The organism is Tengunoibacter tsumagoiensis (genome assembly GCF_003967535.1).
In the GTDB taxonomy this organism is placed as follows: Bacteria; Chloroflexota; Ktedonobacteria; order Ktedonobacterales; family Ktedonobacteraceae; genus Tengunoibacter; species Tengunoibacter tsumagoiensis.
Map to the genome: position 1 here is coordinate 1,301,325 of NZ_BIFR01000001.1, position 25,231 is coordinate 1,326,555.

At 48.7% G+C, this 25,231-nt stretch carries 23 protein-coding genes; 7 read left to right on the top strand and 16 right to left on the bottom strand.

Annotation, left to right across the window (positions count from 1 at the left end):
• Nucleotides 1–4: 4 nt before the first annotated feature.
• Together EL628_RS05165 and EL628_RS05170 are read right to left on the bottom strand one after the other, a co-directional pair.
• On the bottom strand, nucleotides 5–901 hold the full coding sequence (locus EL628_RS05165; RefSeq protein ID WP_126578853.1) for a haloalkane dehalogenase: 897 nt from the start codon (nucleotides 899–901) through the stop codon (nucleotides 5–7).
• Nucleotides 902–1,097: 196 nt separating this feature from the next.
• A complete protein-coding gene (locus tag EL628_RS05170) occupies nucleotides 1,098–4,244 on the bottom strand; it encodes a winged helix-turn-helix domain-containing protein (protein ID WP_126578855.1) in 3,147 nt (1,048 codons plus the stop codon).
• A gap of 745 nt (nucleotides 4,245–4,989) precedes the next feature.
• Here EL628_RS05170 and EL628_RS05175 point away from each other — a divergent pair.
• The 3 genes from EL628_RS05175 to rfbB all read left to right on the top strand — a co-directional run bounded on the left by EL628_RS05175 (nucleotide 4,990) and on the right by rfbB (nucleotide 7,660).
• Entirely contained in the window at nucleotides 4,990–5,499 is a 510-nt protein-coding gene (locus EL628_RS05175; protein WP_126578857.1) for an NUDIX hydrolase, read from the top strand.
• Nucleotides 5,500–5,856: 357 nt separating this feature from the next.
• Nucleotides 5,857–6,405, top strand: coding sequence for a GNAT family N-acetyltransferase (locus tag EL628_RS05180; protein ID WP_126578859.1), 549 nt, complete (start codon nucleotides 5,857–5,859; stop codon nucleotides 6,403–6,405).
• 232 nt (nucleotides 6,406–6,637) lie between these two features.
• Nucleotides 6,638–7,660, top strand: a complete 1,023-nt coding sequence (gene rfbB, locus EL628_RS05185) for a dTDP-glucose 4,6-dehydratase (protein ID WP_126578861.1) — start codon at nucleotides 6,638–6,640, stop codon at nucleotides 7,658–7,660.
• Between the two features lie 116 nt (nucleotides 7,661–7,776).
• On the opposite strand, the gene EL628_RS05190 is transcribed toward rfbB, so the two are convergent.
• The 7 genes from EL628_RS05190 to EL628_RS05220 all read right to left on the bottom strand — a co-directional run bounded on the left by EL628_RS05190 (nucleotide 7,777) and on the right by EL628_RS05220 (nucleotide 14,933).
• Nucleotides 7,777–8,166, bottom strand: coding sequence for a hypothetical protein (locus tag EL628_RS05190; RefSeq protein ID WP_126578863.1), 390 nt, complete (start codon nucleotides 8,164–8,166; stop codon nucleotides 7,777–7,779).
• Nucleotides 8,167–8,281: 115 nt separating this feature from the next.
• Nucleotides 8,282–8,935 (bottom strand): HlyD family secretion protein, encoded by a 654-nt coding sequence (locus tag EL628_RS05195; RefSeq protein ID WP_126578865.1) that lies wholly within the window; start codon nucleotides 8,933–8,935, stop codon nucleotides 8,282–8,284.
• 154 nt (nucleotides 8,936–9,089) lie between these two features.
• A complete protein-coding gene (locus tag EL628_RS05200; protein WP_126578867.1) occupies nucleotides 9,090–10,718 on the bottom strand; it encodes a DHA2 family efflux MFS transporter permease subunit in 1,629 nt (542 codons plus the stop codon).
• Nucleotides 10,719–10,889: 171 nt separating this feature from the next.
• A complete protein-coding gene (locus EL628_RS05205) occupies nucleotides 10,890–11,549 on the bottom strand; it encodes a TetR/AcrR family transcriptional regulator (RefSeq protein WP_126578869.1) in 660 nt (219 codons plus the stop codon).
• A gap of 344 nt (nucleotides 11,550–11,893) precedes the next feature.
• The gene (locus EL628_RS05210) at nucleotides 11,894–12,442 is read right to left on the bottom strand and encodes a hypothetical protein (protein WP_126578871.1); all 549 of its coding nucleotides are present in this window, start codon (nucleotides 12,440–12,442) and stop codon (nucleotides 11,894–11,896) included.
• 155 nt (nucleotides 12,443–12,597) lie between these two features.
• Complete coding sequence (locus tag EL628_RS05215) at nucleotides 12,598–13,242, bottom strand: HlyD family secretion protein (protein WP_126578873.1); 645 nt, start codon at nucleotides 13,240–13,242, stop codon at nucleotides 12,598–12,600.
• Between the two features lie 65 nt (nucleotides 13,243–13,307).
• Nucleotides 13,308–14,933 (bottom strand): DHA2 family efflux MFS transporter permease subunit, encoded by a 1,626-nt coding sequence (locus tag EL628_RS05220; protein WP_126578875.1) that lies wholly within the window; start codon nucleotides 14,931–14,933, stop codon nucleotides 13,308–13,310.
• 1,121 nt (nucleotides 14,934–16,054) lie between these two features.
• On the opposite strand from EL628_RS05220, the gene EL628_RS05225 reads away from it, so the two are divergent.
• The gene (locus EL628_RS05225) at nucleotides 16,055–16,489 is read left to right on the top strand and encodes a zinc ribbon domain-containing protein (protein ID WP_126578877.1); all 435 of its coding nucleotides are present in this window, start codon (nucleotides 16,055–16,057) and stop codon (nucleotides 16,487–16,489) included.
• Nucleotides 16,490–16,596: 107 nt separating this feature from the next.
• On the opposite strand, the gene EL628_RS05230 is transcribed toward EL628_RS05225, so the two are convergent.
• Together EL628_RS05230 and EL628_RS05235 are read right to left on the bottom strand one after the other, a co-directional pair.
• Complete coding sequence (locus tag EL628_RS05230) at nucleotides 16,597–17,031, bottom strand: NUDIX domain-containing protein (RefSeq protein WP_126578879.1); 435 nt, start codon at nucleotides 17,029–17,031, stop codon at nucleotides 16,597–16,599.
• 268 nt (nucleotides 17,032–17,299) lie between these two features.
• The gene (locus EL628_RS05235; RefSeq protein WP_126578881.1) at nucleotides 17,300–17,590 is read right to left on the bottom strand and encodes an antibiotic biosynthesis monooxygenase family protein; all 291 of its coding nucleotides are present in this window, start codon (nucleotides 17,588–17,590) and stop codon (nucleotides 17,300–17,302) included.
• Nucleotides 17,591–17,819: 229 nt separating this feature from the next.
• On the opposite strand from EL628_RS05235, the gene EL628_RS05240 reads away from it, so the two are divergent.
• On the top strand, nucleotides 17,820–19,412 hold the full coding sequence (locus EL628_RS05240) for a serine/threonine-protein kinase (RefSeq protein WP_161975286.1): 1,593 nt from the start codon (nucleotides 17,820–17,822) through the stop codon (nucleotides 19,410–19,412).
• A gap of 3 nt (nucleotides 19,413–19,415) precedes the next feature.
• Here EL628_RS05240 and EL628_RS05245 read toward each other — a convergent pair whose 3' ends face one another.
• The 5 genes from EL628_RS05245 to EL628_RS05260 form a co-directional block, all read right to left on the bottom strand.
• On the bottom strand, nucleotides 19,416–20,072 hold the full coding sequence (locus tag EL628_RS05245) for a VC0807 family protein (protein WP_126578885.1): 657 nt from the start codon (nucleotides 20,070–20,072) through the stop codon (nucleotides 19,416–19,418).
• Between the two features lie 276 nt (nucleotides 20,073–20,348).
• Nucleotides 20,349–20,756, bottom strand: coding sequence for a sigma factor-like helix-turn-helix DNA-binding protein (locus tag EL628_RS05250; protein ID WP_126578887.1), 408 nt, complete (start codon nucleotides 20,754–20,756; stop codon nucleotides 20,349–20,351).
• Nucleotides 20,757–20,916: 160 nt separating this feature from the next.
• Nucleotides 20,917–22,041 carry a carboxylate-amine ligase gene (locus tag EL628_RS05255; protein WP_126578889.1) on the bottom strand — a complete coding sequence of 375 codons (1,125 nt, stop codon included), beginning with the start codon at nucleotides 22,039–22,041 and terminating at the stop codon, nucleotides 20,917–20,919.
• 17 nt (nucleotides 22,042–22,058) lie between these two features.
• Entirely contained in the window at nucleotides 22,059–22,226 is a 168-nt protein-coding gene (locus tag EL628_RS29720) for a hypothetical protein (RefSeq protein ID WP_161975287.1), read from the bottom strand.
• 125 nt (nucleotides 22,227–22,351) lie between these two features.
• Complete coding sequence (locus EL628_RS05260) at nucleotides 22,352–22,750, bottom strand: cytidine deaminase (protein ID WP_126578891.1); 399 nt, start codon at nucleotides 22,748–22,750, stop codon at nucleotides 22,352–22,354.
• Nucleotides 22,751–23,071: 321 nt separating this feature from the next.
• On the opposite strand from EL628_RS05260, the gene EL628_RS05265 reads away from it, so the two are divergent.
• The gene (locus EL628_RS05265) at nucleotides 23,072–23,761 is read left to right on the top strand and encodes a response regulator transcription factor (protein ID WP_245994207.1); all 690 of its coding nucleotides are present in this window, start codon (nucleotides 23,072–23,074) and stop codon (nucleotides 23,759–23,761) included.
• A gap of 364 nt (nucleotides 23,762–24,125) precedes the next feature.
• Nucleotides 24,126–25,064, top strand: coding sequence for a GspE/PulE/PilB domain-containing protein (locus tag EL628_RS05270; RefSeq protein ID WP_126578895.1), 939 nt, complete (start codon nucleotides 24,126–24,128; stop codon nucleotides 25,062–25,064).
• The last annotated feature ends 167 nt before the right edge of the window (nucleotides 25,065–25,231 follow it).

The window sequence follows — 25,231 nt, forward strand, 5'->3', positions numbered from 1 at the left end:
GTCTTCAGCGCTTTTGCGTCGTCTCTGGCAGCTGTTGCACCCAGTGTGCAATGGCCTGCCCTATCTCATCGGGAGAGTCCTCCTGGGGTGTATGGTGACCGCGCACGCTCACCTCGGTCTGCATTGGCCACGTGCGATTGAACGCGACCTTCTGCGGATCCTGTGTGCCTGGAACGGCCTGGATGAACAATTTGGGAACGAGACTCTGGGAAAGCCACTGGCCAGAGGCGGTGACAATCTCAGTGACATCAGCTGGTTCACCCTCAATCGGCAATTGACGAGCCCAGGAGAGATTAGGGCGTCGCGCTTCACCCGGCACCGCAAATGGACGTCGATATTCGTTCATCTCTTCCTCCGTCAACGTGCGCAGAATCGTATTGGGCAGGTTGAACTCAATGAAGGAGTTTTGTTCCAGCACCAACTGCTCCCCTTGTGCGGAACGCAGGGCTTGAAAGCGCGAGCGGGCTATCTCTGACATCTCGCTCCATGAGGAGGTTCCCATGACTGCTTCCATATAGGTAATGCCTCGTATGGCCTCTGGATGGCGACGTGCCCAATCAAAAGCCAGGGCCGCTCCCCAATCATGTCCCACGAGAATGACCCGTTCACGTACCCCTAGTGTTTCGAGTAGCGCATCGAGGTAACGGCGATGCTCGACGAAGGTATAGGAGCCGGGACCGCTCTCAGGAAGTTTCTGCGAATCGCCCATACCGATGAGATCGGGGGCAATAATGCGGCCAAAATCTTGTACATAGGGCAGAATATTGCGCCAGGCATAAGAAGAGGTTGGATTGCCATGCAGAAAGACAATCGGATCGCCATGGCCCTCGTCTACATACGCCATCTCTAATCCGAGAACTGACTTCCGCTTTTTTTGATAGGGAAATATTGTGCTTATCATACTGTGTGCTCTTTCTTTCTCTCTGAAACCATTCGATAATGTATTGTGCGTTTTTTAGAGCCAGCGGATCTTTCCGCTCTGCAACGCATATGTTGTTTGTTCAATGTCAGAAGTATAGCGTGTATGTGGCCGAATGGACTTCATCCGTTGTGGTGATTGCACGCATGATTTTGTTCCAGTCACAAAGAGAGGCTGATCAGAGCAGATGGAGCTCACGTGCAACTTCGCTAGCGGCACTGCGTTTATGGACGCCCAGTTTGCTATAGATGCTCTGCACCTGTGTCCGGACCGTATTGATCGAGACAACCAGAGCCTTCGCAATTTCTGCATTTGAACGATGCTCGACAAGCAGGCGGAGGACGCGCATTTCCTGAGGAGTGAGCGGTTCGATCAGAGAAGTAGCCTGAGCATGTGCGCCATTGTGTTGCTGAACAGGAAAGGCACTCAGCAGGGTGCGGAGATAGGCCAACAATGGTTGGTCGTGCAGTTGAGGAAGAAGGGAGCGCAAAAGGATCTCCATCTGTTCTCCAGCATCGAGGAACAGGCGCGTAGCGTTCCTGTCAAAAGCCTGCGCGAGCATATCCCGTAACAATTGCAGCGCCTCTGTCTTGCGTTTTATGGAGGCTTTGACCAGAATCATCTCCACCAGAACTTCCAGCATGAGACGGGTATGTCCCACCTCCCGGGTGGCAATCAGTAAAGGCTCAAGCAGGCTCAATGCTTCCTCCAGTTTATCCTGGCTTCGGAACCAGCGGCTTACAAGCAGTTCTTCCTCGATTTTCCGTGAGAAATTGGGATGAGGCGAACGGCCAGTTGCCCAACGCTGTATGATCATCTGATTGCCGACGGAGAGCGCTAAGCATGCCAGAGCCGTCTGGATCTCCTGAGCGAGGTAAGGCAAGGAGGCAGGAATCCTGTCAAGGAGGGCTGTGAGTTGTCGTTGGGCAACAACAGCCTGGCCCTGCGCCTGTTGCACACGAGCGAGGATAAGCATCGCGCGCACCTCATAGTACACGAGGTGATGAGTCTGGCTGACGTGTATAGCCTCCTGCGCATGTCGAGATGCACTTTCCAGGTCGTTGGCTTCATAGCAGAGTTCAGCCAGACCAACCAGAGCATAACAGCGTACGTAAAGGGGCCCTCCTTCGTTTGCTCCCACGAGTACCTGGCGATACAAAGCGGTGGCTTGCTGGATCTCCCCCAACTCGAAGAAGACCTGTGCCAGTTTGGTCCTGGCAACCTGCTGGAAATAGTGATTCTTTGCAATTTCACAAAGAGTTCGGGCCTCAAGTAAAGCTGCGCGAGCCTGTTGGAAGTCGCCCTTTTGTATCAATTCTTCTGCCACAATAGATAGCGCGATACCACGCCAGATATATTGTGTCTGTTCAAGCCAGTCCAGCGCCTGTGTTGCATACCTGTTTACAGTCTGCATATTGCCCTGCCTGAGGGCAAGTAATGAGCGAAAGGCAAACAGCTCTCCAAGCTTTGGCAGATTATCCTCAACCCGGAAGCTATCTTCTGCCCTCTGCAAGAGCTTCTCCAACAAAGGCAGGGTTGGTGCATCAGGTTGCCAGGAAGTGTTTTGAAACAACAGCGCAGTTGCATAGCTCAGGCAGAGGACTGGCCTCTGCTCCAGCAGAGTTTCTGGAATGTGCTCTAACCAGCGCTGCAATGTGTGCGGCTCATGTAGTTCACCGGGAAAGGTCTGCTTCTCGATTGACCGTTCGATCAAGATCGCTGCTCGCGTGTGGTCCTGGGCGGCCAGAGCTGTAGCTATCGCTTCTTCGAGTGATCCATGCACTTCATACCAGGATGAGGCGCGCGTAAAGAGGCGATGCAAGTCGTCTTCACTGAAGCGACGACGAGCTTCGTTACGCATGGCTTCGGAAAAGAGCGCATGATACCGATACCATTGCTGTGAGGCTTCGGGGAGATGAAGCACGTCCGCGTCAAGCGCTTCGAGGAATATCTGGAGATGTTCCAGGAGTGTGAGCATATCCTGGCTGTTTTGTTGCTCGGTCACTGCATCACAGAGGGAAGCTGTCAGGCGAGTGAGAATACTGGTCTGGAGTAAAAATCGTTGCACCGGCTCTGGTTGTAGATGAAGCACTTCTGCGACAAAATATTCCTGCAAGGAGGCATTGTTTCGTGAGAAGAGCGCCAATGTCTGCTCTTCCTCTGCGGGCGTTGTGGTTCTTTGTAGGGCGAGCTTTACCAGGTGCAGACCAGTTCCCCAGCCTTCTAGCTGATCATGGAGGCGCTGAATAGTCGCAGTTTCCAATAGGAAAGGGAGCGAGTGATGAAGAAGGATGGTGGTTTCTTCTTGCGAGAAACGAAGGTCAGCAGCACGTACTTCGCAGAGAGCAGAACGCGTGCGAAATCGTGCCAGGGAAAAGGGAGGATCACTGCGGGTGATCATTATCAGATGAAACGGAGCTGGGAGATGATTGAGAAAAAAAGAGATCGTTTCATAGATCGCATGCTCAGTAATGACATGGCAATCTTCCAGAACCAGGATGCCTCCTATTGGACTCTGGGCCAGGGCATTGAGCAACGTGGTTAGCACAGTTGACAGATCTGAGGGCAGAAAAGGCGGTTGTGGAGTCGTGGCTGTCAACGTACTATGAACCTGCGTAAGATCAACCTGAAATGTCTGACAAGCTGCAATAAGATAACGCCAGAAACGCAGTGGATCATTGTCCTCTGTTTCCAGGGAGACCCAGGCAACGGGCGGAAAATTGGGGCTTGCACATCGAGTAGCCATCCACTGGCGGACCAGAGTTGTCTTGCCGAATCCGGCAGGTGCTGAGAGGAGCGTGAGAGGGCCCTCTCGTCCGGCATCGAGCAGCGTGAATAAGCGTGAGCGGTCCAGGAGAAAGCTCGGTAGCCGTGGAGGAGACAGTTTGGTAACGAGGAGCGGGAGTGCTTCAACAGAAGAAAGGTGCTGTCGGGCATCCTGCGCATAGACTATCTCACGCGCAGGTTGAGGCAGGCCAGTTTCTTGCATTGACTGGAAAGCAAGTGGATACGAGTCGGGCACGTTTTCCAGCAGGCGAGCAATCTCCTCTAAGCGAACAAGCGTGAGATCTGTCGATTTGCCGAGATAGCGCTTGGCAACGCGCCCATGCAGGCGTCGATATGCATACCAATAGCTACTCCCGCGTTGCACCCGTTGCTTCCGTACCGTATAGTGCATGCCCCAACGACTGTGAAAAGAAAAAGAGGTAATGTGCTCAAGCCAATCATTGGTGAGTGTCTGGGTACTGGTCTGGTCATCCATAGAGAAGACATAGTTCTGTGCTTGCTCGGACCACCGAAGCTGAGCGGGGGTATACCTGGGCATACGTGTTCCTTATCTGAGGATAAGAATAGGCATAATAGGATGTTGCCTAACAGATGTAACCCAACAAGTATAGCATCGTATGATCTGTTAGGCAACAAAAACAAATGAAGATCCAGAGCACTGATGAAAGACAGCAGTCATTATCCTTACTAATGCGATGTTCAGGTCAAATTGATAGGCCATTCTCTACCAAAAAGTTTGCCAAAAAAAAGCTTGCTTATTAATGGGTTCCCATCATTAATAAGCAAGCTTTGCGAATGGACCAGATAGCTCTTCTTTGAGCTCATAGCCCGCGAGCAAATATCTGTTTTATTTGATTTTTTGTTATCTATCTTCTTTATTGAAGATCCATTTATGGATGCAAGAAATAGTGAGATATGTCGAAAAGATGCGTGCAGGTGGTTCCCTCTTGCGTTTGTTAGAAAAGAAGAAAAGAAGAAAATTCTTTACTAATGCACGCACCTTTTTCTCTTATAGAGAGCATAACTGATAGCTATGAGTGCTGTCAAGGTTTTTCTTGACTAAATTGACCCATTAAATCAACAATAGGACTTTTACCTTACCTGAGATAGAGGGTCATGATTGAACAGTCCCATACGCGATAGAGATAGCCCTTGAGAAGGAGATAAGAGCGAACAAATTCTGAGGGAGGTCTATGCGGATGGATGTTCAAGCGTATAATTGGTAGAAAGCTCGTATCAGAAGCTGTTGGTAGTGAGGATATGGTTGAAGAGAGGGAGAGTATATGCTTTATGATCTTTTAAAGTACTGTGTCAGTCTTTTTTTTAATTGTATCAACCTGCTGCTCGGTGGACGTCTGCCACCCTTTGGGACCGCAGCAGTCATTGTTGAGCAAGATGAGCAGTATCTCGTCATACTTTTGCCCAGAGGGCGCATAGTCTTTCCAGGTGGATTTATGAATTGGCGCGAACACCCACGAGAAGCAGCGATGCGTGAGGGCCTTGAGGAGACTGGCCTTCAGTTGCAGGCTGATCATCTTATTGGCTGTTACTCACGGGCGAATACAAGTCTTTTTAATATGAGTACAATCAGTTTTGTGTACCATGCGCGTATAGTTGGAGGGAGACTCCGCAAGAGTGTAGAGGGCCAGCCATTGTGGCTGAAGGAAGAAGAACTCCAGCGACGGATGGATAAATCATCGTTACAACTCCTGGCCGATTATCATCGCTATCGTCAGATTACACAGGAACAGGGCCAAGCCTGGTCTGAAGGTCCCATCTGGAGCGTCTCCTGATCCTACGGGCTAAACATTGATTAATAGCTCACCCGGCGATCATCGTTGGCCTTTTTGACATCCAGTCCCTGGTAGAGAGTCGGGTGAGCTCAGCGAACTGCTTTGTTGCTGATAGTCTCAATCCTCTTTGAGAATAGCCATGTCTTGCCGTCAGTGCTCTGAGAAGGGCCAGGCAACTTTTCTAGAAGAAAGGTCTTCTCTGTTGTATTATCTCAGACGTTATCGATGATTCTTTTTCTTTACCATCTGTAAACTTTCAATCATCCCCCAAATAGAATGAAATTTGCTCAGAGCTAAAAAATCAGGTAAAATGGAATCAAGCCTCTGGTATGTATTCTAAATGGTAGGGCAAAGTAAATGTATATTCATACAGCAAAGCTATTATTGCGCGATTTTACTGACAACGATTTTACTGCAATCCATGCTTTTGATGCAGACCCTGAGCTAAGGCGTTACTGTGGAGGGGGAGTAGCGAGCGAAAATGACACTCGCGCCTTCTTACACCATGCGCTTATATGGCAGGCATCCGATCCACGGCCAGTCTATGCGCTGGCCTTAATTCGTAAAGAAGATGATCAGATGATCGGAGTCGTTGGCCTCAGCATCGTCAATCCTGACCTGGGAGAGGCTGAGCTCTGGTATCGGCTTAGCCGTTTCTATTGGAAGCAAGGATATATGACTGAGGCTGTTCAAGCCTTAATCGCCTTTAGTTTTCAGACCCTTTATCTGCATCGCATTTACGCGCAGTGTGCGCCAGAGAACCAGGCTGCCAGGCGTGTACTAGAGAAGGTAGGATTGCGGCTGGAGGGACTCTTAAAAGAGAACGCTCCTCATGAAGATGGGACCTGGCGCGATAGCCAGCTCTATGCCATCCTCGCTTCCGAATGGGCAGAACATGCATTCTAACACAGACGGGCTCAGTTCTTCATGAGAACTGGCCCGTTCATGCCTGCCACACAATACAGCGTTCGGTGAATAGTCGTTCCCTGTAACGTGGGTTATCAACGTATTCCAATACGATAGGCAGAAAGTGGTAAAGAAAGAGAATCTTGCCTGGCTTGAGAAACTTTTGTGATACCATAGATCATATTCTCTTGTAGAGATCATTTAAGAGAGATGCTATAAGGAGCTGGTGCTTATGCGTATCCTGGTGACGGGTGGAGCGGGTTTTATTGGCAGTGCATTTGTACGAACGATCATGATGGACTCCCCTCATCATGATATAGTCGTCCTGGATAAATTGACCTATGCAGGGAACCTGGCTAATCTGGCCCCAGTCTCGTCCAGACTTACCTTTATCCAGGGTGATATTTGCGATCCGCAGATAGTAGCTGACGCAATGGCAGGCTGTGATGCTGTTGTGCATTTTGCTGCAGAGACGCATGTGGATCGTTCGTTATTGGATGCACAGGATTTTTTGACCACCAATATTTATGGAACATACACGTTATTGGAGGCCGCGCGGAAGCAGAAAGTACAGCGTTTTCTCCAGATCTCAACCGATGAGGTCTATGGGAATGCGCTTTCACCCGCCGGAGTAAGCCGTCCTTCGGTAGAGAGCGATCCTTTTTTGCCCCTCTCGCCCTATGCAGCCAGTAAGGCCGGAGCTGATAATCTGGCGTACTCATATTGGGCCACCTATGGTCTCCCGGTCACGATTACACGCTGTAGCAACAACTATGGCCCCTACCAATACCCAGAAAAACAGCTCCCTCTCTTTATCCTCAACGCGCTTGAAGATCGACCGCTCCCAATTTATGGAGATGGTCAGCACTCACGTGATTGGATCTATGTGCAGGATCATATCGCAGCTTTACTGTGTATTTTGCAGCATGAAGACGTTAATGGAGCGATCTTCAATATTGGGGCAACAGAAGAGAGAACAACGGTCCAGAATGCCTGCACCATTCTGGAGCTGACACAGAAGCCCCTGTCACTCTTGCGCTATGTACCTGATCGTTCGGGGCATGTACGGCGTCATGCCGTCAATGCCAGTAAATTGCAACAGACCCTTAACTGGCAACCAACGGTAACATTTAGCGAAGGAATTCGCCAGACCATCTGCTGGTATCAAGAGCAGCTCGGCTGGCTAGAAGAGATTAAAGCGCGGCATAATGCCTTTTTGCACCATGCGCTCAATCTGGCTAATTCGGTGTCCTGACTGGTCAAAGGCATGGTGAAAATCTGTCACCTTTGAAAGAGAGAGGGCCACATCATGAAGCACAACTGTGAATGTGGGCCCTCTCTTCCCTTTTTAGGTACGGACGACTTTTTCCGCTAGCTATGTGGAGAGAATTGCGGAAGAGAGAGATCAAAAGCCTCCTGGGAACGGAGCTGTTTGAGCGTGACCTCAATACGATTCAGGCTCTCCTCGAGTTGACGGGACTGCATCTGGAGAGACTGCATCTCCATAGTAAGAGCCGTGATCTGCTCTTGCACCTTCTGTACATGCGTAAGCTCTGCAAGTGAGCTGTCGGACTCTTCCGCAGATGGTAAAAGAGCCTGTTGGAGCGTTTCAAGCGAAGTAGGGACCTCACTCACCTCCTCAATTGTCTGTGCGATAGAGGGTGATTGAGGCTGAGGAGCATCTGAGCCATCGCGGGCCAGCAAGAACACCCCTACTATCGCCAGCAAAGCCACGACAAGCAAACCTCCAGTAATCAGCATTGCACATTCCTTTCGTACAATCATGTCGTACAATCATGAGGAAGCCCTCACCTGATGAGAGAGCTTCCTCAGCGGAACTGGTCACGCCATCAATCGTGCGTGGCTCATAGACAACTTAGTGCAGATGGATAGTGACCTTCGTGCTCATGCCAGGGACAATATCATTGCCGCCGAAGCCATCAACACTAATGATCACAGGCACGCGCTGACCAACCTTCGTATAGTTACCGCTGGTCATATCTGAAGAAGGGAGCAGAGAGAATGAGCCAGCCGTAGCCTGAACGATCTGCTTGATGTGACCTTTATAGGTTGTGCCGCTGAAAGCATCGACATTCACATCGACATCCTGATTCTGTTTCACATTCGCAATCTGGTTCTCATCAACGTAGGCCGTGACATACAGATTGTTGAGATCAGTCACTTGAGCCAGTGCCAGACCTGGAGTAACGCTCTGACCCTGGATACCATTTTCTTGAATAATGGTTCCAGCGATTGGAGACGTAATAGTCAGCGTGGTCTTCTCGCCATTCGCTGCAACGGTGCTGATAGAAGCAATAGCCTGACCAGCGGTTACAGTATCGCCCAACTTCACATCAACAGCAGACAACGTTCCAGCCTGTGGACTGCTCACCGAAAGAATCTGACCTGTAACCTGAGCATCATCGGTGCTATAGAATGTATAACTATTATAGATCCAATAGAAGACACCCGCAGCAATTGCGAATAAAGCCACTACGACAAGCGTAGGAATAAGAATTAAACGGCGCATGATGCGCTCCTTTCATGAATAAGAGCTAATGTATAAGTAAACCCGGCGATAGCGTGTGAGAATATAAACCCCAACACGGCGAGAAAAAATGCACCAGGTCTGGTGAAAATGTCCATTTATAACAAGCAAAACCATGAAACAGGTAAGAAAAATGTTAGCCGCCGATCATCGCTTCTTCACGAGCCTTTTGCAGCTCCTCGCGCTCTTCGGCAGTCATCTGAGTCTCATCCACTTTCTTTTTGCGGCTTGTGACGAACAGAGAAGCCACAATCGCAACTACCGTCAGGATCGTGCTAACCCAGAAGGCATCCTGCATTGCCAGCATATAGGATTGACGCTGTAAGAGCCCCCCTACCTGCTTTAGAGCGATAGCATAGGCAGAATTAACTGGATAGCCCTTACCCATCAGCCCGGCCTGAATGATACTGACAAGATGCCCCATTGGTGAGCTAGCCGTTACACGCTCGGCCAGATGCGCATAGTGCAATTTCGTTTGCGATTGAACCAGCGTGGCAATCACGGCCACAGCCAACGAGCTCATCACAAAGCGCAGCGTTGTATTAACAGCCGACGCCTCACTTAAACGGCGAGGACTGATCTCAGCCAGTGATGAGACCATCAACGGCTGCATACAAAGGCCAATACCAAAGCCGCGAAGAATCAGAATAAATTGGAAATTAGTATAAGGGATATACAGATTGAGCGACGAGAGCAACCAGAGAGCAATTCCCAGAATCACCAGACCAGGAACTACCACCGCACGTACCCCCAGTTTATCTACCAGTCGACCACCAATCAGAACCGCAGCCATCGACGCAAAGGCCTGTGGTAGAAGCGTCAAACCCGATTGGTAAGCACTTAAGCCACGAAGGCTCTGGAGATAGACAGGAACAAGGAAGAGACCACCATAGAGAGCAAACGTGACCAGCACGCTGGCCGCATTACTAATAGAGAAAAGAAAATTTGAGAAGACCCGTAGATCCAGAAGAGGTTGTTTCTCTCTGCGGATCAGATCCAGTTCGACCCATACAAATGCGATTAAGAGCAGGAAACCAATGAGCAAGAAGCCAAGCACCTTAACAGAGCTCCAGCCATCGGTACTGGCATCAGACAAGCCATAGAGAAGAGTACCCAGGCCAAATGCAGAGAGCAAGAACCCTGGCAGGTCAAAGCTCACACGATGCTCATCCAGGCTCTGCTTCAGGAAGAAGAACCCCATAAGCACACCAATGATTCCAATAGGAAGATTGATGTAGAAGATGAGCTGCCAGCTCGCATAGGTCACAATATAGCCACCGAGCGTAGGCCCAAAGGCTGGAGCCAGCAGAATAGGGATACCCAGAAAGCCCATCGCCGTACCACGTTCCTCAGGAGGAAACTCGCGGTAAAGCAGAGTAATGGCCACAGGCGTTAGAAAAGCTCCCGAAGCACCCTGCATAATGCGGAAGACGATCAGCGAGGGCAGGCTCCAGGCCAGACCACAGAGAGCCGATCCTGCCGTAAAGCAGATAAGCGAAAGAAGATAAAAACGTTTAATGCCAAGCCGATTGGATAAGAAGGCAGTTAATGGCGTCGCCACCCCTTGTGCCAGCGTATAGGCTGTCAGAACCCATTGCACACTATTGAGGTCCGATCCAAAGGCGCTTTGTAAGCGAGGAATAGCCACATTCACAATCGTACTATCCAGAATACTCATAAAGATTCCAAAGATAACGACCGTAGCGACAACCCACTTATAAGCGAATCCTCCTCCAGACCGTTCGGCAGGTGCGGATATTTGCATAGAATGCAACTCCTTTTATAAATGCAGAACCAGAAACGTTGAAGGCATAGCCAGTAAAACCCCATGGTACAGGCGACAATCCAGACTCCCCAGAAGAGAGCAGCGTTATTCTCTCTACCATGAGATGTTCTATAGTATTCATATATGAAAGAAAGGAAGATGTATTGGTGGTTATGATTCCTCTGTCTTATGAACTCCTGTGGAAGGAGCTAGAATGCTGCGAAAATACATACGTTTAACACAATCTATGAGCTGTTCGGGCTCAGATTCTCCCTGCTCAATGAGGCGACGGTAGTTCTTCACGGCAAAGAGCGTCCCAAAGAACATGCTTTGCATTAAAGCCGTTGGGAGAGACGGATCGAACTCACCCGTGGCTTTTCCTTCTTCAAGTAAGCTTTGTAATAACTGCTCCAGATTATGCATCAGAGCGCCCTGTTTCTCGCGCATGACGGGGCGGAGATCAACGGTATTAAAGATCAGATAGAGCAACCGTCCCCGTTTGATAAGCAGGCCGCGATGAATTGTCTCCAAGACCGATTCAAGGCGTTGAGTGGCAGAATGGTTGGCGGAATCGGTGCGTTGAGCCTGTTCAAGCAGACGGAGGATCGTGGCCAGTTCCCTCTCTAAGAGGGCCAGCACCAGATCTTCTTTTTTGGCAAAATGCAGATAGAGCGTTCCTTTGGCAATGCCCACACGTGCAGCAATCTCATCCATTGACATCTCATGGTAGCCCTTTTCCAGCAGGACTTCCTCTGCCGTCTGTAGGATTAAGCCTTCTCGCTCTAAGCGCTGTTTCTCTTTGAGCGAGCGAGGAGCACTCGTCTCATGCATGGATTCCCTCCCCAAAAGCAAGTGACTAAACAGTTGACGTATGACTTTTCTGCTGTCTTTTGACTTGCCCAGTTGATTAATGACTTTATAGTCATTAGATTACCAGAAGGTCACATGAAAGTCAAGCAAATTCTTCATTCAAGATGCAAATAGTACTAAATAGGCTCGGGACTATTTCGGTCTTTAGGAGTCCGCATGGCAGGAAGATACAGAATGATATAGAAAGAAGAAGGATATCGAGAATGCAGGTTCTTTTTGTAGAGATAGAGAATGGTCAGATCAAGAGAGATTCACTTGAGAAACTCTCTTGATCTGACCATTGTGCAGATATGCGCGAGATAGACTTAGTGTATTGCGCCAATTTCATTGGAGGGATGAGGAGTGCGGAGAACAACAGGCAGAGCCTGCGTCATATCGCTCGCCTCAATCAGTTCAATAAGATGAGAAACGCGTTGTAGTCGCCCTTCAATCTCATTGGCCTGTTGCTTCAGATGATAGAGCTGTTCAACAAGCTCATGCACCTGTTCATCAGCAACGTACGTCAGGTTCTGATGATTGGCATAATCATCAGAGATAACGGGAGAAGTCTGAGGAATCTGCTCTAAGAACGTCTCCTGCTCTTGATCCTGATGAGTTGCTTCAGTCACAGCCGAAGCATGGTCAGCGCCAGCGAACTCCAGTTGAGGGACGTCCTCATGGAGAGGTCGAGCAAACTCCAGTTGAGGGACCTCTTCTGGAGGACGTGCCGGTTGTTGAGTGATGAGCGTCTGAGTAGAGAGATTCTCTACCTGTGCAGAAGGAGAAGTCTGTGATTTTTTGCCAGTGCGCAGGACGAAAAAGGCTCCTAGCAGAGCGAGAATCCCCACTACAATCAATCCACCTGATAACAGCATAGCTCTTTTCCTTTCAGCGGACCCCCTGAAGAGAAGGAGTATCAATAGACCCTGCCCCCTCTTCAGTTGAGATGGTACTTTCACAATGAAAATGCTCATCCGGGATCAAGATCTCTTGCGGGCAAAGAGATCTCTAGAGTCCAGCATAATCTGACTTAGTGGAGGTGAATGGTCACTTCGGCGCTCATGCCAGGCATAACCGCATTGCCGCCGCGTCCGCCATCCAGCGTAATCACGACTGGAATACGCTGCCCGACTTTTGTAAAGTTGCCGCTAGCATTATCAGAAGAAGGAAGCAGAGCAAACGAGCCAGCCGTAACTTGAACGATCTGCTGTACATGACCGCTATAGGTTGTCCCACTATAAGCATCCACGTGGATATCGACATCCTGGCCAGTCTTAATGTCATTAATCTTATTCTCATCAATATAGGCCATGACATGAATATTATCCAGATTAGCAATCTGAACAATGGAGGCAGCGGGACTCACACTGGTACCAACGATACCAGAGACCTGAACGATCGTTCCTGCAATAGGACTGGTAACTTCGACTGGAGCTGGAGTGGCACCCACAATCGTTCCAATCACCTGACCAGCAGTCACTGTATCGCCTAATTTGACGGCCAGCGTTTTCAGTTGCCCATTCTGAGGACTGGTAACACTGACGATCTGACCATCGATTTTGGCATCATCGGTTGTATAGAAAGAATAAGAGTTATAGAACCAGTAGCCAGCTCCCCCAAGAATAGCGAGAAAAGCCACCACAACCAGGACTGTAATAAGAATCATGCGACGCATAGCACGTATCTCCCTTAGAAAAAATGAAAACGGATGCAGAAATAGAATAAGAAAATGTGGAGTGCTTACCCCCCTAATAAAGCTTCCTCACGAGCCTTTGCCGCCTCTTCCTGTTCATGAGCGCTCATAGGCTCTTTCGATGATTTTTTGCCAGAGCCGACAAAGAACGCTGCAAGAATGGCAACTACCGTCAGGATCACGCTCAGCCAGAAAGCATCCTGGATGGCCAGCATATATGATTGAACCTGTAGCTTTCCAGCAATCATCTTCATTGCTCCAGCCGTAGCTGCCACAGGCGAGAGGCCACGAGAGATCAGGAGCTGCTGCATACCCATAGCCAGATGTCCAAAGCTAGAAGCTGGCGTCACCTGCTCAGCCAGATGTCCATAGTGTTGTTTTGTCTGACTCTGTACCAGCGTAGCAATGATCGAGACCGCCAGCGAGCTCATCACAAAGCGTAGCGTTGTATTCACCGAAGATGCCTGAGAGAGCATCCGAGGTTTGATATCACCCAGAGACGAGACAGTGAGAGGCTGCATACAGAGACCGATGGCAAAGCCGCGAATCACCAGCAGGATCTGGAAATAGTTATAAGGTGTCGAAAGATTGACAGAGGTCAGCAGCCAGAGCGTAAGGCCAAGTAGCGCTAAACCAGGAATGACCACCGCCCTTACCCCCAGTTTATCCACCAGGCGACCGCCAATCAGAACAGCCACCATCGAAGCAAAAGCCTGAGGCAAAAGAAGTAAGCCAGACTGATAGGCACTCAAGCCACGGAGATTTTGCAGATAGACGGGGACCAGAAACAGACCACCATACATCGCAAACGTCACCAGGACACTTGCAATATTACTGGTCGTAAAAGAACGGGTTGCAAAGACGCGCAGATCCAGCAGTGGCTGTTTGCCCTGTTTTGCAATCATCAGCTCCACAGCAATAAAGATCGCCAGTAAAATTATTCCACTGATCATGCAGCCCATCACCGTACTCGAGCCCCAGCCATCGCTACTGGCGCTGGAGAGCCCATACAGTAAGAGCGCAAGGCCACTTGATGAGAGCAGAAAGCCAGGTAGATCGAAATTGACGCGAGCCTCATCATGGTTATTGCGTAGAAAGAAGAAGCCCATCAACACCCCGGCAATGCCAATGGGAACATTAATAAAGAAGATCAAAGGCCAGCTCGCAAAGGTCACAATATAGCCACCAAGCGTAGGACCGAAGGCAGGAGCCAGCAGAATAGGGATACCCAGAAAGCCCATTGCCGTTCCCCGTTCCTCAGGAGGAAACTCTTGATAGAGCATGGTAATTGAAAGAGGAGAGAGGAAAGCACCTGTAAGACCCTGCAGAATACGAAAGATAATTAAGATCTGGAGGTTCCATGCCAGACCACAGAGCGCTGATCCCAGGGTAAAGCCAGCCAGAGCCAGCAGGTAAAAGCGTTTATTGCCAAAGCGATTTGCAAGAAAGGCCGTTAGCGGAGTTGCCACCCCCTGTGCCAGCGTGTAGCCAGTGAGCACCCATTGGACACTATTAAGATCGGCACCAAAGGCGTTTTGCAAGCGGGGAATTGCCACATTGACAATTGTGCCATCGAGCACTGTCATAAACAGTCCAAAGACGACCACAATGGCGACAATCCACTTGTACGAAACTCCTTCCCTTTGCCGTGTAGCAGGTGCAGGAATTTGCATAATAGAAAAACTCCTTCACAATAACAGATAGAGAACAGATAGAAAGTCAGCAACGGGTGGCAACATTTTTTAGGAGCTCTATAGTCGTCATTTTCCTGCCCTGTTGGGCACAAAAACGCCTCTATTCGAATTTGACTGGTATTCTTCAAAAGATGGTTCTGACCACGAAGTTACTGTGTGACCAAAACTATTATTTTATGACCACTCGAATTATGTTTGACTTTGTAGTCATGAATTTACCACGAAGTCACCCTGGTGTCAAGAGCTTTTAGCCATTGGTCATAGGAGTCTCGTTTTATAGGAGAGAGAAGGGAGAAGATACTAGTGAGAGGGAGGGGTTAGCTGCTGGACTCCATCGAGCGTACTGATTGCTCGATGTGTCCAGCTATCTACAGGCGGTGTGGTCATCTCACTATTCTTCAGCTTCCAAAAAGCAGAAGTGAGCTGTAGTAGTGACCGGTTGTTCGTTCTGATAGTACCGGACCCTGTGTCATCGCCACGAATGCTTGATCCCAAAGCATTTTCAATGCGATTGAGCGATTGAAAGGAAGCGATTAGCAAGGTGAACTATGGAATCCAGATGAGCAACTGAATAAGAGAAGCTATGAGGATGAATTGAACATTCCGTTCCTCTGGTGCACCAGAATCTCACCTCTTGCCTCTCCTTACAACACCGTTCTATCCAAAGAGATAATTGGGAGGGAGGTATAGCGCAATGGAGACGATGGTTCGAACAAGTAGTGAAAAGTGGCAATTGCGCCTTCCCCTGTCCCTCTGAGATTATAACATGCTCAAGCAGGATAAATCAGTTTTTCATCATTAAATTTGTATTAACATTTTCAAGTGATAGGAATATGCTAAATTATGAAAATAAGTGATTTGTGTAACAAAAACAACAGTGCCGGGTGAACTTCTTCCCCCTTATTATGTGGAGTTGTTTCTTGAGGCTGTGCTAGTGGCAGTGCCTGAACGACAGAAATTTTGCAATCAGGCTCTCTGCTACGTTTAATGGTATAGAGAGAGTGATGTCAGTTTCAGCAACAGATAGTGGGTTGCATCCACTGTTTGATATAATTCGTATTACCACATGCATACTGTTACTAAAGGAGGAGCCCTGATTTATGTATTGTGCAACTTGTGGACAACCGATTCGAGATGGTGCTCAGTTCTGCGAAAGTTGTGGTGCACAACTGCAAGTACCAGGAGCTGTAACGCCTTATGACTATAAAGCGACCCGAGGGACGCGTCAGCGCAATGAAATTGCCGATCCTTATAAAGATCAGATTGCCCAACTCCGTCTCCAGATCAAACAGCTAAAACTGGATCTTAAACAGATTAACACGGGCATGTCTACGACGCGTTCACAATATTATCAGACATCGGCGTTTGTACCACATGGGTTGTTGCGTCGTGGCTATAAATGGATTGAGGATATTCGCCTCTTAGGCCCTCAGCAGCAGAAGCAGCGCCTGCAACAGGAGATTATATCCCTGGAACAACAACTGCTCGGTCTTCAGCAAGCCCAGATGCAATGGAAGAACACGAGGCGTGGATAGATTTCAACTAATGTGCATTAGTAGTAATTCACTGAAGGAAGGCTGAGAGGGAGTGGAGACGATAGATCATCTCAGTCTTTCCTCAGTGAATTGTCTCAAGGAGACAGTTACTTTTGTGTCTGTTGTTCTTGCCAGAATTTGAGCATGAATCTGGTGCTTTCTGTCAGGTCCAGGGAATGGACCTTCTCTAATGGCAGAAAGATCATGGCCTGTCCTTCGCCCAGGATGACATCTTCCTGTTGTGCCACCGTTGTTGTACTGTAGACATGCCATTCGCTGTGCCGTCCAGGAGTTGATTCCGAAGGGAGCAGTCCTTGCCAGACCAGGGTAATAGGATGAGCAAACTCCAATCCTGACTCCTCCCATAGTTCGCGGCGTGCTCCTTCCTCAGGTGATTCATCTCCTTCCAGACTGCCTCCTGGGATACACCACTTATTAGGAGCGACTGGCGCTTTATCATCACGATGCTGCATTAATAATTCATGGTGCTGATTGAAGACGAGAATAGTGGCTAAACGTCGATGAGGTTGTCGTGTAGACATAAATAGTCTCCTTAGATGCTTTCTGGCTTTTTGACATGTTGTATAGTGCAGAAAAGTATCATATGAACAGTGAGAACGCTTCCATGCTCAGCTTCTTGTACTGTTTTCAGCAGGTCAGTCCGAAGATGGGTCTCCTGCATGACCTGCCTTCATTCTCTCAATCAGTATAACAAAGAAAAGTCGGAACAAACAGCGCCAGATCTCTTTTTACATCTTGCTTACAAGAAGAGATCTGGCGCTGTTTGTTCCGGGTTGGAAAGAGAAGCGTCTAACTGATGACTTTGCCAGAGAAATAGGTGACGAGATTCTCACCGCTCTGATTGCTGCTATCTGTACCGGCGTGGTGCTGCTTAAACATTGGATGATTGGTGTATTCTTTCAGATCTTCCTGGGACTCCCAGCGTGAGATTGCCCAGATCACCTGCTTCTCATCGGTCCAGAGCTCAAGGCCAAGGAAGCCCTTGAACATCTTCATGTGGGGAGCTGCATGCTCAAAACCTGCAATTACCCGCTCATGCTGTTCAGCAGGGACGGCAACTTTATTCATCGCAATAAACATTGGTGCTTTTCTCCTCTATCTATAGACACACGTAGAGTCGTTGGTTGTTTTTACAATCCTCTGTATTGTAGAATGGTCGAGACATGGAGTCAAGTTTTCTTTTCGTGTAAGAGGGATACGACAGGGCAAAAAAAGTGTCATCAAGGCTCAAGAAATGGTTTCAAAGAACGTTTCCTTTGGTAGTTCCTGATAAAAAAATGTACTGATATACGCAGAAATGAGTATCTGTATGGATAAGAAGGGGCAGAGTCTCATTGGAACCCAATTGGGGACCTGTATTCTTAAGCAACTTATTGGTTCTGGAGGTATGGGCATGGTCTTTCTGGCCCGTCAATCCTTGCCAGTTCGTGATGTCGCGGTCAAAGTTTTGCGTCCACCGGTGAGCATACATTCGGAGCAATACGCAGAATTTCTCACCCGTTTTCGTCGCGAAGCCAACGTGGTTGCTCAGTTGGATCAGATCAATATTCTTCCAGTCTATGAATATGGTGAGCAGGACGGATCAGCCTACTTAGTCATGCCTTATCTTTCAGGGGGGAGCTTAAAGGATCTGTTAGCCAGGAAAGGTTCGCTCTCTCCCCAGGAGGCGCTCAGCTACCTTGAGCAAGCCGCTGCTGGTCTGCAATATGCCCATGAGCATAAGATTGTGCATCGCGACATCAAGCCAGCCAATATGCTCTTTCACTCCGATGGTCGACTGGTGCTGGTTGATTTTGGCATTGCACGGATTGTGCATGATCCTGGTCAACCAGGTGAGCCCACATTAACGGGACCAGAGCACCTGCTTGGATCGGTTGAATATATGGCCCCTGAGATGGTGCGTGGAGGTCGCATCGATGCGCGAGCAGACATCTATGAGCTAGGCATTGTTCTGTACCAGATGCTCAGTGGTAAGGTTCCATTTCAGGGCCAGACGCCTCTGGTCGTAGCTGCGCAGCAAGTAGATGCCTTCCCCCCTTCGCTGCTATCAGTGAACGCACTTATCACTCAACCAATGAATGCCGTTGTACAGAAAGCGCTTGCAAAACGTCCAGAAGATCGCTACAGCTCAGTAAAAGATTTTGCTCAGGCCTTCCGGACAGCCGTTCTCCTTTCGTTGAATCCACCTTCGCAAAATCCACCACGAAACGTGCCCCCATCAAGAGAGTTAAATGGATCGCTCTATACCCCTTTTCAGACAGAGGTTTCCGTTCTCAGTAGCAGTCCAGCTAACCATGAAGCAACCTCTGCATCTCCTCTCCATCCTCAGTTGGAGAGCACGCAGCCAGGCCAGATCCCTTCACCTCTCATCCCGCACGTTCAGCGAGAAGGGCGCAAGCAGGGGTCTTTCTGGTTTATTGGCTGCTTGATACTTCTTCTCGTGATCGGGATAGGTGTCTGGACCGGGTGGCCAACAATTCGCCAGATCGTGCAGACGCAGCAGACCAATGCCAATCATGGTCATGAGATGGCCACCGCGACACCATCGCCATCGCCAACTGCTGATCCATCTCAGCAGGCCATCGACGTCATTCAAGCCTTTTACGATGATGTGAACCATTCAGATTACAAGAGCGCCTATCAATTGTGGGGAGCAGATTATCAGAGCAAAAATCCCTATGCGACCTTTGCTCAGGGATATGCCCAGACCCAGCATGACGATATCTCTTTTGGCAATGTAACGCCGCAGGCCAACGGGCAATATATCGTCAATGTTACCATTCAAGCTACTGAGCAGAAAGATAATGGAACAGTCGTAACCACCTATCGAGGAACGTATACCGTAGGTATGGAGAATGGTAGCTTAAAAATGATTACAGGATTTATTCAAGTCGTTAAATAATCCTTATAGGGGTTCTTCATCTGGAGCTGGGCTTTTCTTATGTATTGTCCAGACTGTAAGCAAGAGAACGAGGGCATAAAGTCCATAGGGGAGTAGAGGGGCCGTCTGCTCGGAGCCAATAAAAAAATACAGTCCTGGTAGAAGCAGGGTCGCAATCAAAAGTGCGATTCCCCAGACAAGGTTCAGACGATAGATCATAGCCCGATAAGTGGGCAAAGTCTCCCATTGTTCGCGATAGCTCTCTAGCTCAGATAACTGATGCCTTGTGACAAAGTAGCGATCAACGTAGAAGAAGAAAGGTTTTGACAGTGACTGTGAGACCAGGATAAGCAGGCTTACCAGACCAACGGGAAGCAGCAACTGAAGCAAGAGAGCCTGTGGCATACGATCCAACCAGAAGCCAGCAAAGGTGAAGAGGATCGTCAGCAGCGATGCAAGGGCAATGAGATCCAACAGGCGGCGGCGAGCCAGAGCCGCTCCCAGACCAGCGAGAGGAAAGAGAGCGGCCAGAAGTAAGGCCACTAGAGGTGAGATGCGGCTACTGAGTATTTGATAGAGCATATAAGGGCAGGCAGCGTAGAGCACACAGCTCTGTAAGATACTACCAGGAATCACGCCCGACAGATCAAAACGTCTAAGTGAATGGTCCTCTTTACGCATACAACCTCGCAATTTCTATAGTTTCCTCACCTGCAGTTACCCGATAGCAGTGGGTGTATGTTAGTATAGCATGACATGACAGTCAGATTATGGCATCAGTGAGAGATCATCAGGAGCCTTAAGCGCCTGTAGAACAGAAAGAAGACGCCCTGGGGCTTCCAATCCTGAACTCAATAGTTTCCTGAGCATCAGGATTGATGCTGGCGTCAAATGGACGAATAGCGTATGTAGCTTTTTTTTGCGAGCTCAATGCTCGTTTTCGATCAATTATTCAGCTTATTCATCAAGGAACGGTTTCAGTTTGCGCAGAGCGCGTTCTTCAATCATACGTACATACTCACGGGAAACATTCAAGACCTTACTGATCTCTTCCAGCGTTTGAATCTGATTGCTGACCAGACCATAACGAAGCTCAATGACCTGCCGTTCGCGTTGAGTCAGGTGACTGAGAAGTTTGCGGAGCAGAGCGCGGCGGCTTAAATCGACATCTTTCTGTGCATTATGGCGATCCACATGCCAATTCCATGCTCGAACCACCATCATAGTGATCTCATCGCGTGGAAGAGTTGGAAAACGATCAACACAATATTCAACAGTTTGTTGTAAAGCCTCTTCGCGTACCTCATCATCTACTGGAAAATTTTGCAGATAGTCATAGGCTAAACGCGATAACTCGATGTCCATCAAACACTCCTTTTATGCATTAGGCATGACAGGTTAAATATATCACATAGTGGGTAACAATGGAAAAATGGCTGCTCGCACCGCTCATAAATAACAGGAATCCCCATTCTTTTCATGTGAAAAGAATGGGGATGGCTAAAAGAAGCTGGCACAGAGCTGTTTAGCTGGCTTGCTCGAAGAGAAGCCCCTCCATCGTACGATGTGTAAGATAGGTAATCACTGCCGAGAGATCTTGCGTCTCCTGATAAATTGCCAATTGCCGATCTGCACCAGTCCCCTGTGAACTCACGAGCAGCGCACGAAGATAACTCATCTCGCGTCGAATATTGAGCTCATCTACAACATCCTCCACAAAATCTAGCACCTCATGGATCGCATCACGCATACTTAAGCGGCGGCCCTGGATAAAATCGACCACCTCTGCATCCAGGCCATAGCGAGCGGCTCTCCATTTATTTTCTTCGATGTAATGATCGGAGAGAACGTAGGTCGTTATGTTTTTCTCATATAACCAGGTTAATTTGGCCACGAGAGCCTGGCAGAGAGCAGCAATCGCGATAGCATCTTCAATAGTAGCGGGCATATCGCAGACACGAAACTCAATGGTATTGTAGAAGGGATGAGGCCGAATATCCCACCAGATCTTCTTAGCATTATCGATACAGCCAGTCTGTACCAGATTCTGCACATAGCGATCATATTCAAGTGTAGAGGAGAAAGGATTAGGAATGCCCGAGCGTGGAAAGCGCTTCCAGACAACTGCTCGATAGGATTTAATGCCAGTATGATGTCCAATCCAAAAGGGAGAATTGCTGGAGAGAGCCAGAAGATGTGGGAGCCAGGTACGGAGTTGATTCATAAGTGGAACGGCCAGTTCATGGCGATCGATACCGACATGGACATGTAAGCCGCAGATAAGAATCGAGCGTCCAACATCCTGAAACTCCTCATCCAACTCCTCATAGCGAATATGACGCGAACGTTTCTGATCGCGCCAGTGAGCGAGTGGGTGTGTTCCGGCGCTAATCAGAGCCAGGCCCTGAGCATCCACTAATTGTGCTAATTTCTGTGTTTTTTGCTGAAGATCGAGCCGGAGTGCAGTTATATTTGGGCAGACATTCGTAATAATCTCAACCATAGATTGAAGCATCTCAGGCTTAATCTGCTCACCAAAGAAAGGGAGCCCCTGCTCAATAATCGTATGGACTTGAGACGCAAGTTGACCAGTCTGCTTATCGACCATCTGAAATTCTTCTTCAATACCAAGAGTAAAGCGTGAAAGCATAGCATTCCCCTTTCTCGTTATGGATAGATCTGCATAATGAGATAACTCTCTATCTGGGAGGATGCTAAAGGAGTACGAGCACGAACAGAGCGATGAATGAGGAAAGAATGAGCAGTATGGCCGGTGGAAAGACCCACCGGACTCCCTGGCTGACCGTGATGGGTATGCCAGCGTAAGACCAGCATGCAAGCACCTCTATATAGTGACAAAGAATAGCACTAGGGGTGAGACGCTACAGTATTAATCTTTCTTGGACTTATAGCGTACACAAGTACACCACAGAAGTCAAGGGTAATTCTATGAAAATAGTTTATTGCGTAAGTGTAAAAGCGTAGGGGAGAAGTTCGCGGACAGTAAACGTCCGTTCGCAGCCATCGAGAAAGACATCTGCATCTGGAGCGAGATCAATGAGCCACTGACGGCAGGCACCACAAGGAGTACGTTGTTCGAGAGGAGCATCGAGAGGAGCATCGATGCATGCCACAGCGATCTGCGTAATTGGCCCTGCTTGAGCAGAAAGAGCCGCAGCCATCGCAGATCGTTCTGCACAGAGCGTAAGGCCATACGTAGAAATCTCAATATTAACGCCCGTAAAGACCTGTCCACCGGCCAGGAGCGCAGCCCCAACATGAAAATGAGAATAGGGACAGTGAGCCCCTTTAGCGGCCTCTCGTGCCAGCATGAGCAACTGCTCTCGTTCCATAATCACCCTCTCCTGTCTATCTGCTTGAGGATAATGATTGTCAGAATAGCTACCTTTCTGTACAGCGCAGTATGCCCGGTAATCTGAAAACTGTCAAGCAGCCTGAAAGAGCAAAGATCACCATTGAACAAAAGGCTAAGGAGCGAAAAGATCATAGAAGGAAGATTCAGAGCGGAGCGTATTGCCTTGTTATAGCCCATTTTATGCCATGGTGTTACTGCTCCAATGCCCTGCCGTTTACTAGAGAGAACAAGCAATTATTTTTTGCATATCGGTACATCCTTGTATTGTAATGTAGGCCAGGTAGGAGGACCATAAGTGAAAATCATGGTGGCGGATGACGACCGCGACATGGTAGACCTGTTGAGCTATTGGCTTAAGGGACATGGCTACGATGTAATACGGGCATTCGATGGTGAGCAGGCGATTAAGCGTTGGCGTGAAACATTGCCAGATCTGGTAATTCTAGATATTCAGATGCCAAAACTGGATGGTTTTGAGGTCTGCCGACAGATGAGAATGGAGACCAACTCCATGGTTATGATCCTGACGGCACGGGATCGCGAGGATGATGAGGTGCGTGGTTTAGAGATGGGAGCGGATGACTATCTACGCAAGCCATTTAGTCCACGGCAATTGCTTGCCCGGATCAAAGCTGTCATGAGGCGTTCCTCAAACGTTCGAGGAGCAAGTGGTACTTCAGCGGTAACGGTTGGACCAGTCACACTTGATGCGATGCGCCATGAAGTCGTACGAGATGGTATCAAAGTACGTCTCACGCCAACAGAGAGCCGTTTGCTTCATCTCTTGATCACCCATACGGGCCAGGTGCTGACAACAGATATGATCATTGAACGCGTCTGGGGCTATGATGAAGCAGGCGATTCAGGACTGGTAAAAACGCATATTCGCCATCTACGGCAGAAGGTCGAGCCAGATCCCAACAGTCCCCAGTATATCATGACTGTTCCTGGAGTAGGCTATACCTTCACGGCTCCCTTTTCCAACGACCTCTAAGGCAATTCTGTCGATCAAAACTGGCAGAGCGTGCTCAAACTATCCCTGGCAGCGATAGCTTGGACACGTTCTGGTTAAGAAGCATCTTTTTGCGGTTATGCTTATGAAAAGAGCAATAATCTTATTTATAGTAGCGTTTGCAAAATTAACCTCATGTATTGTGGACCACCCCTAAAAATCTTTACCAATAATTGTGCATCTCAACCAGATCATCACAAAGTATCAGGTCCAGCCTCTGCCCTGTTCGCCTATACTTATGAGTACTATTATAAATACGTATGTGTAGCCTCTGTAGGGGTCCAGAGAGTGGCGATGAGCCAGCCAGCCGATAAGCCAGAGAGTGGTTTCAAGGAGAGACAAGCGCATGATCGATCGGAAGAGAAATGTGGAGCGCGCGCTGTTCGTGTCTAAAAAAGGGGGAGGGGAGCGTTGTGAGTGTGTAGCACTTCCATATCCGCGTACTGATATAATGGAAGAGCTTGATGAGAGATCTATTCCTATCGCGCCTGAACTTGTTCCCTGCTTGTTACAAGAGATAGAGCAGATAGGGTCGGTGACCCATGCCCTGACCTTGCTTGTGATACATATGATACAGCGAGAGGTATCGGCAATTGCAGCCACTTTCCCCCCACCTTTCCAGCATGCTTCAGAGAAACATTTTCAGCAGGTGATAGCCAGGGTCAATCATGTTCTGCGAAGGAATGACCAGATGGCTGTGTATGGTTCGGCTGGTGCTATTCTTCTCTTTCCAGAGGTGACGTATAGAGGAGCTCATGCTATTCTCGAACGTGTCTATAGTAGTGTTAATCTATTACAGGCTCAGACAATGCTGCCCCCGTTGAGTAAGGAAACAACTATCGAATTGGGGATTCAGACCTATGCAGCGCCTTTGCGGATAGAGGACCTTTTTCGGCATGTTGAAGCTGCCGCTAAGAAGCAGCTGACGCTTCAGCCAGCCATCAGTAGCGCGTCCTGGGCACCAATAGACGAATCTTGCACTTTCTGTTGCCCTCTCCACGAACCATCTTCAGCCTATTCTGAGCATAGAGCGATCAAGCGTGTTCCTTTTATGCAGTTGCCTAAACAGTGCCCACGCCGTCTGATGAGCCTGATTCCTCATCGAATTGCCTGTAAACTGCGGTGTGCGCCCGTAGGGAGAGATCAGCAGCGCCTGACCGTCGCAATGGCAGATCCTATGGATCAGGAGAAAGTACATTATTTGCAAAAAATCACCGGAATGGCTATCTTTCCTGTTTCCTGTGACGAAGAGGATCTTAACGTGTTATTATCTACTGGTTGGTAAAGATTCCAGCAGCCTTTAATGAATCGCAGAGAGACCATTTATGGAGACGCTAGAGTGTATATGCAAGATGAACTAGTATGGATCGAGATGGGTCCAGACTACTCTCTATGGAAAAAAGCGATTCTTTTTTGCTCTCTGCTCAAGTTGGTAGTGAATATCGAAGTAGC

Excerpts from the sequence above, each read along its gene's own strand:
- EL628_RS05205 (WP_126578869.1), bottom strand. The coding sequence starts at position 11,549 with ATGCATGAGACGAGTGCTCCTCGCTCGCTCAAAGAGAAACAGCGCTTA.
- EL628_RS05230 (WP_126578879.1), bottom strand. The coding sequence starts at position 17,031 with ATGTCTACACGACAACCTCATCGACGTTTAGCCACTATTCTCGTCTTC.
- EL628_RS05195 (WP_126578865.1), bottom strand. The coding sequence starts at position 8,935 with ATGCGCCGTTTAATTCTTATTCCTACGCTTGTCGTAGTGGCTTTATTC.
- EL628_RS05215 (WP_126578873.1), bottom strand. The coding sequence starts at position 13,242 with ATGCGTCGCATGATTCTTATTACAGTCCTGGTTGTGGTGGCTTTTCTC.
- EL628_RS05210 (WP_126578871.1), bottom strand. The coding sequence starts at position 12,442 with ATGCTGTTATCAGGTGGATTGATTGTAGTGGGGATTCTCGCTCTGCTA.
- EL628_RS05200 (WP_126578867.1), bottom strand. The coding sequence starts at position 10,718 with ATGCAAATATCCGCACCTGCCGAACGGTCTGGAGGAGGATTCGCTTAT.
- EL628_RS05190 (WP_126578863.1), bottom strand. The coding sequence starts at position 8,166 with ATGCTGATTACTGGAGGTTTGCTTGTCGTGGCTTTGCTGGCGATAGTA.
- EL628_RS05240 (WP_161975286.1), top strand. The coding sequence starts at position 17,820 with ATGGATAAGAAGGGGCAGAGTCTCATTGGAACCCAATTGGGGACCTGT.
- EL628_RS05235 (WP_126578881.1), bottom strand. The coding sequence starts at position 17,590 with ATGTTTATTGCGATGAATAAAGTTGCCGTCCCTGCTGAACAGCATGAG.
- EL628_RS05255 (WP_126578889.1), bottom strand. The coding sequence starts at position 22,041 with ATGCTTTCACGCTTTACTCTTGGTATTGAAGAAGAATTTCAGATGGTC.
- EL628_RS05250 (WP_126578887.1), bottom strand. The coding sequence starts at position 20,756 with ATGGACATCGAGTTATCGCGTTTAGCCTATGACTATCTGCAAAATTTT.
- EL628_RS05220 (WP_126578875.1), bottom strand. The coding sequence starts at position 14,933 with ATGCAAATTCCTGCACCTGCTACACGGCAAAGGGAAGGAGTTTCGTAC.
- rfbB (WP_126578861.1), top strand. The coding sequence starts at position 6,638 with ATGCGTATCCTGGTGACGGGTGGAGCGGGTTTTATTGGCAGTGCATTT.
- EL628_RS05180 (WP_126578859.1), top strand. The coding sequence starts at position 5,857 with ATGTATATTCATACAGCAAAGCTATTATTGCGCGATTTTACTGACAAC.
- EL628_RS05165 (WP_126578853.1), bottom strand. The coding sequence starts at position 901 with ATGATAAGCACAATATTTCCCTATCAAAAAAAGCGGAAGTCAGTTCTC.
- EL628_RS05170 (WP_126578855.1), bottom strand. The coding sequence starts at position 4,244 with ATGCCCAGGTATACCCCCGCTCAGCTTCGGTGGTCCGAGCAAGCACAG.
- EL628_RS05270 (WP_126578895.1), top strand. The coding sequence starts at position 24,126 with ATGATCGATCGGAAGAGAAATGTGGAGCGCGCGCTGTTCGTGTCTAAA.
- EL628_RS05245 (WP_126578885.1), bottom strand. The coding sequence starts at position 20,072 with ATGCGTAAAGAGGACCATTCACTTAGACGTTTTGATCTGTCGGGCGTG.
- EL628_RS05175 (WP_126578857.1), top strand. The coding sequence starts at position 4,990 with ATGCTTTATGATCTTTTAAAGTACTGTGTCAGTCTTTTTTTTAATTGT.
- EL628_RS05265 (WP_245994207.1), top strand. The coding sequence starts at position 23,072 with ATGGTGGCGGATGACGACCGCGACATGGTAGACCTGTTGAGCTATTGG.
- EL628_RS05225 (WP_126578877.1), top strand. The coding sequence starts at position 16,055 with ATGTATTGTGCAACTTGTGGACAACCGATTCGAGATGGTGCTCAGTTC.
- EL628_RS29720 (WP_161975287.1), bottom strand. The coding sequence starts at position 22,226 with ATGCTGGTCTTACGCTGGCATACCCATCACGGTCAGCCAGGGAGTCCG.